The sequence below is a fragment of the Comamonas sp. Z3 genome (genome assembly GCF_008121565.1).
GTDB classification, from domain to species: Bacteria; Pseudomonadota; Gammaproteobacteria; order Burkholderiales; family Burkholderiaceae_C; genus Comamonas; species Comamonas brasiliensis.
On sequence record NZ_VOQU01000015.1, the window covers coordinates 1 to 5,556 of the forward strand.

The window sequence follows — 5,556 nt, forward strand, 5'->3', positions numbered from 1 at the left end:
GGCTCCTTAAAAAAATACAGCCGATAAGCGTGGGCGTTTGAGGGCAAGCAGCCAGTTCTTCGGAACAAACTCTTCGGAGTTATCAAACGCTCACAAAAACAGTAATGAGGAAGAATTAATTCTTCTTGATTCCGTCAAGTGAGTGAGCAGTCGAAAGACTTTAAATTCAAGATCGAACTATAGAGTTTGATCCTGGCTCAGATTGAACGCTGGCGGCATGCTTTACACATGCAAGTCGAACGGTAACAGGTCTTCGGATGCTGACGAGTGGCGAACGGGTGAGTAATACATCGGAACGTGCCTAGTAGTGGGGGATAACTACTCGAAAGAGTAGCTAATACCGCATGAGATCTACGGATGAAAGCAGGGGACCTTCGGGCCTTGTGCTACTAGAGCGGCTGATGGCAGATTAGGTAGTTGGTGGGGTAAAAGCTTACCAAGCCTGCGATCTGTAGCTGGTCTGAGAGGACGACCAGCCACACTGGGACTGAGACACGGCCCAGACTCCTACGGGAGGCAGCAGTGGGGAATTTTGGACAATGGGCGAAAGCCTGATCCAGCAATGCCGCGTGCAGGATGAAGGCCCTCGGGTTGTAAACTGCTTTTGTACGGAACGAAAAGCCTGGGGCTAATATCCCCGGGTCATGACGGTACCGTAAGAATAAGCACCGGCTAACTACGTGCCAGCAGCCGCGGTAATACGTAGGGTGCAAGCGTTAATCGGAATTACTGGGCGTAAAGCGTGCGCAGGCGGTTTTGTAAGACAGTGGTGAAATCCCCGGGCTCAACCTGGGAACTGCCATTGTGACTGCAAAGCTAGAGTGCGGCAGAGGGGGATGGAATTCCGCGTGTAGCAGTGAAATGCGTAGATATGCGGAGGAACACCGATGGCGAAGGCAATCCCCTGGGCCTGCACTGACGCTCATGCACGAAAGCGTGGGGAGCAAACAGGATTAGATACCCTGGTAGTCCACGCCCTAAACGATGTCAACTGGTTGTTGGGTCTTAACTGACTCAGTAACGAAGCTAACGCGTGAAGTTGACCGCCTGGGGAGTACGGCCGCAAGGTTGAAACTCAAAGGAATTGACGGGGACCCGCACAAGCGGTGGATGATGTGGTTTAATTCGATGCAACGCGAAAAACCTTACCCACCTTTGACATGGCAGGAACTTACCAGAGATGGTTTGGTGCTCGAAAGAGAACCTGCACACAGGTGCTGCATGGCTGTCGTCAGCTCGTGTCGTGAGATGTTGGGTTAAGTCCCGCAACGAGCGCAACCCTTGCCATTAGTTGCTACATTCAGTTGAGCACTCTAATGGGACTGCCGGTGACAAACCGGAGGAAGGTGGGGATGACGTCAAGTCCTCATGGCCCTTATAGGTGGGGCTACACACGTCATACAATGGCTGGTACAAAGGGTTGCCAACCCGCGAGGGGGAGCTAATCCCATAAAGCCAGTCGTAGTCCGGATCGCAGTCTGCAACTCGACTGCGTGAAGTCGGAATCGCTAGTAATCGTGGATCAGAATGTCACGGTGAATACGTTCCCGGGTCTTGTACACACCGCCCGTCACACCATGGGAGCGGGTCTCGCCAGAAGTAGGTAGCCTAACCGCAAGGAGGGCGCTTACCACGGCGGGGTTCGTGACTGGGGTGAAGTCGTAACAAGGTAGCCGTATCGGAAGGTGCGGCTGGATCACCTCCTTTCTGGAAAAATGCTGCTTCAAATTGAACGTCCACACTTATCGGTTGTTGGAACAAGCCAGGTGGCCTGCTGAGTGACAGCGGGCTGCATGGAATGGGTCTGTAGCTCAGCTGGTTAGAGCACTGTGTTGATAACGCAGGGGTCGTTGGTTCGAGCCCAACTAGACCCACCAAGATTCCAATATCTGGTTCGAGGATCCCGGGGGATTAGCTCAGCTGGGAGAGCACCTGCTTTGCAAGCAGGGGGTCGTCGGTTCGATCCCGTCATCCTCCACCAAAAATGATAGCGCCGAAAGGTGCTATAATCGTTGGCTCAGCAGATGTGAAGCGCAAGCGGATCGGAAGCAGAAAAAAACCAAATTCAATATAAAAGCAGTCTGCTTCAGACTGCTTTTATATTGATCTTTGATCAATAGGCTGTTCTTTAAAAATTCATAGAGTCGAAATCAGCGTTGCTGGTGGAAAGCGCAAACCAAGGTTTGTGCACCGTGCCGCCAGCAACATTTTGATTGCGTCAAAACAGATATTTTGCGAATGCAAATTTATCTAGTAATGACGAATATTCTCTAAGCTGTATCGAAAGATGCAGCCAAAGATATTCACATTACGGCATAACGCGTGAGGTGCAAGACCTCACCAGTCTTTGAACACCAGGCTTTGATTCTCGCTAAGAGAATCCAAAGTTATAGGGTCAAGTGACTAAGAGCATATGGTGGATGCCTTGGCGATGATAGGCGACGAAAGACGTGATAGCCTGCGATAAGCTTCGGGGAGCTGGCAAATAAGCTTTGATCCGGAGATTTCTGAATGGGGGAACCCACCTCGCAAGAGGTATCGTGCACTGAATACATAGGTGCTCGAAGCGAACCTGGAGAACTGAAACATCTAAGTACCCAGAGGAAAAGACATCAACCGAGATTCCGATAGTAGTGGCGAGCGAATTCGGAAGAGCCTTGCAGTGATAGTCGATCAGTTAACAAAACGGCATGGAAAGGCCGACCATAGTGGGTGATAGTCCCGTATGTGAAAACCGATCGGTGGTACTAGGCTGCAGACAAGTAGGGCGGGGCACGAGAAACCCTGTCTGAATATGGGGGGACCATCCTCCAAGGCTAAATACTCATCATCGACCGATAGTGAACCAGTACCGTGAGGGAAAGGCGAAAAGAACCCCGGGAGGGGAGTGAAATAGATCCTGAAACCGTATGCTTACAAAAAGTCGGAGCCCTTCGGGGTGACGGCGTACCTTTTGTATAATGGGTCAGCGACTTACATTCAGTGGCAAGCTTAACCGAATAGGGGAGGCGAAGAGAAATCGAGTCCGAATAGGGCGATTAGTCGCTGGGTGTAGACCCGAAACCAAGTGATCTATCCATGGCCAGGATGAAGGTGCCGTAACAGGTACTGGAGGTCCGAACCCACTAATGTTGCAAAATTAGGGGATGAGCTGTGGATAGGGGTGAAAGGCTAAACAAACTTGGAAATAGCTGGTTCTCTCCGAAAACTATTTAGGTAGTGCCTCAAGTATTACCGTCGGGGGTAGAGCACTGTTTAGGCTAGGGGGTCATGGCGACTTACCAAACCTATGCAAACTCCGAATACCGACGAGTACAGCTTGGGAGACAGAGCACCGGGTGCTAACGTCCGGACTCAAGAGGGAAACAACCCAGACCGCCAGCTAAGGTCCCTAAAACGGGCTAAGTGGGAAACGAAGTGGGAAGGCTAAAACAGTCAGGATGTTGGCTTAGAAGCAGCCATCATTTAAAGAAAGCGTAATAGCTCACTGATCGAGTCGTCCTGCGCGGAAGATGTAACGGGGCTAAGCCAGTTACCGAAGCTGCGGATGTGCCATTTATGGCACGTGGTAGGAGAGCGTTCTGTAAGCCTGTGAAGGTGTCTGGTAACGGATGCTGGAGGTATCAGAAGTGCGAATGCTGACATGAGTAGCGTTAAAGGGGGTGAAAAGCCCCCTCGCCGTAAGCGCAAGGTTTCCTACGCAACGTTCATCGGCGTAGGGTGAGTCGGCCCCTAAGGCGAGGCAGAGATGCGTAGCTGATGGGAAACAGGTCAATATTCCTGTACCGATCAATAGTGCGATGTGGGGACGGAGAAGGTTAGCTCAGCCAACTGTTGGAATAGTTGGTTCAAGCGTGTAGTCGTGCTCTTTAGGCAAATCCGGAGAGCTGAGATGAGGCGTGATAACGAGTGTGCTTGCACACGAAGTGAGTGATACCCTGCTTCCAGGAAAAGCCACTAAGCTTCAGCTATTGACGACCGTACCGCAAACCGACACTGGTGCGCGAGATGAGTATTCTAAGGCGCTTGAGAGAACTCAGGAGAAGGAACTCGGCAAATTGACACCGTAACTTCGGGAGAAGGTGTACCCCAAGTAAGTGAAGTTGTACAAACGGAGCTCAAAGGGGTTGCAAAAAATTGGTGGCTGCGACTGTTTAATAAAAACACAGCACTCTGCAAACACGAAAGTGGACGTATAGGGTGTGACGCCTGCCCGGTGCTGGAAGATTAAATGATGGGGTGCAAGCTCTTGATTGAAGTCCCAGTAAACGGCGGCCGTAACTATAACGGTCCTAAGGTAGCGAAATTCCTTGTCGGGTAAGTTCCGACCTGCACGAATGGCGTAACGATGGCCACACTGTCTCCTCCTGAGACTCAGCGAAGTTGAAATGTTTGTGATGATGCAATCTCCCCGCGGAAAGACGGAAAGACCCCATGAACCTTTACTGTAGCTTTGTATTGGACTTTGAACGGATCTGTGTAGGATAGGTGGGAGGCTTTGAAGTGAGGTCGCTAGATCTCATGGAGCCGACGTTGAAATACCACCCTGGTGCGTTTGAGGTTCTAACCTGGATCCATTATCTGGATCGGGGACAGTGCATGGTAGGCAGTTTGACTGGGGCGGTCTCCTCCCAAAGCGTAACGGAGGAGTTCGAAGGTACGCTAGTTACGGTCGGACATCGTGACGATAGTGCAATGGCATAAGCGTGCTTAACTGCGAGACTGACAAGTCGAGCAGATGCGAAAGCAGGACATAGTGATCCGGTGGTTCTGTATGGAAGGGCCATCGCTCAACGGATAAAAGGTACTCTGGGGATAACAGGCTGATACCGCCCAAGAGTTCATATCGACGGCGGTGTTTGGCACCTCGATGTCGGCTCATCTCATCCTGGGGCTGTAGTCGGTCCCAAGGGTATGGCTGTTCGCCATTTAAAGAGGTACGTGAGCTGGGTTTAAAACGTCGTGAGACAGTTTGGTCCCTATCTTCCGTGGGCGCTGCAGATTTGAGGAAGCCTGCTCCTAGTACGAGAGGACCGGAGTGGACACACCTCTGGTGTACCTGTTGTCACGCCAGTGGCATCGCAGGGTAGCTAAGTGTGGAAGAGATAACCGCTGAAAGCATCTAAGCGGGAAACTCGTTTCAAGATGAGATCTGCCGGGGCCTTGAGCCCCCTGAAGGGTCGTTGTAGACCACGACGTTGATAGGCTGGGTGTGGAAGCGCAGTAATGCGTTAAGCTAACCAGTACTAATTGCCCGTGCGGCTTGACCCTATAACTTTGGGCAAGCCTGGAAAAATGAAAGACAGAACGCAAGTTCTAGTTATGCCGAAAAGGCGCAATCGAAAAGCTGATTGAAGACTCTATGAATTCGTTGGATTGAAGGTGAGCGAGATTAAGAAGTTAATCGAGGCGCTGTCAATCTGACAAAAAGTTTATGCCTGATGACCATAGCAAGTTGGTACCACTCCTTCCCATCCCGAACAGGACAGTGAAACGACTTTGCGCCGATGATAGTGCGGGTTCCCGTGTGAAAGTAGGTCATCGTCAGGCTCTTAC

At 51.1% G+C, this 5,556-nt stretch carries 2 tRNA genes and 3 rRNA genes; all 5 read left to right on the top strand.

The features are described 5' to 3' along the window. Positions 1 to 174: 174 nt before the first annotated feature. The 5 genes from FSY59_RS27150 to rrf all read left to right on the top strand — a co-directional run bounded on the left by FSY59_RS27150 (position 175) and on the right by rrf (position 5,550). Positions 175 to 1,707, top strand: a 16S ribosomal RNA gene (locus tag FSY59_RS27150). A 93-nt stretch (positions 1,708 to 1,800) separates the two neighbouring features. Next, positions 1,801 to 1,877, top strand: a tRNA-Ile gene (locus tag FSY59_RS27155). A 28-nt stretch (positions 1,878 to 1,905) separates the two neighbouring features. Further along, positions 1,906 to 1,981 (top strand) — tRNA-Ala (locus FSY59_RS27160). Positions 1,982 to 2,393: 412 nt separating this feature from the next. After that, positions 2,394 to 5,271 (top strand): 23S ribosomal RNA (locus FSY59_RS27165). A 166-nt stretch (positions 5,272 to 5,437) separates the two neighbouring features. Continuing rightward, positions 5,438 to 5,550, top strand: a 5S ribosomal RNA gene (gene rrf, locus FSY59_RS27170). The 16S, 23S and 5S rRNA genes sit together here with 2 tRNA genes alongside, the layout of an rRNA operon. The last annotated feature ends 6 nt before the right edge of the window (positions 5,551 to 5,556 follow it).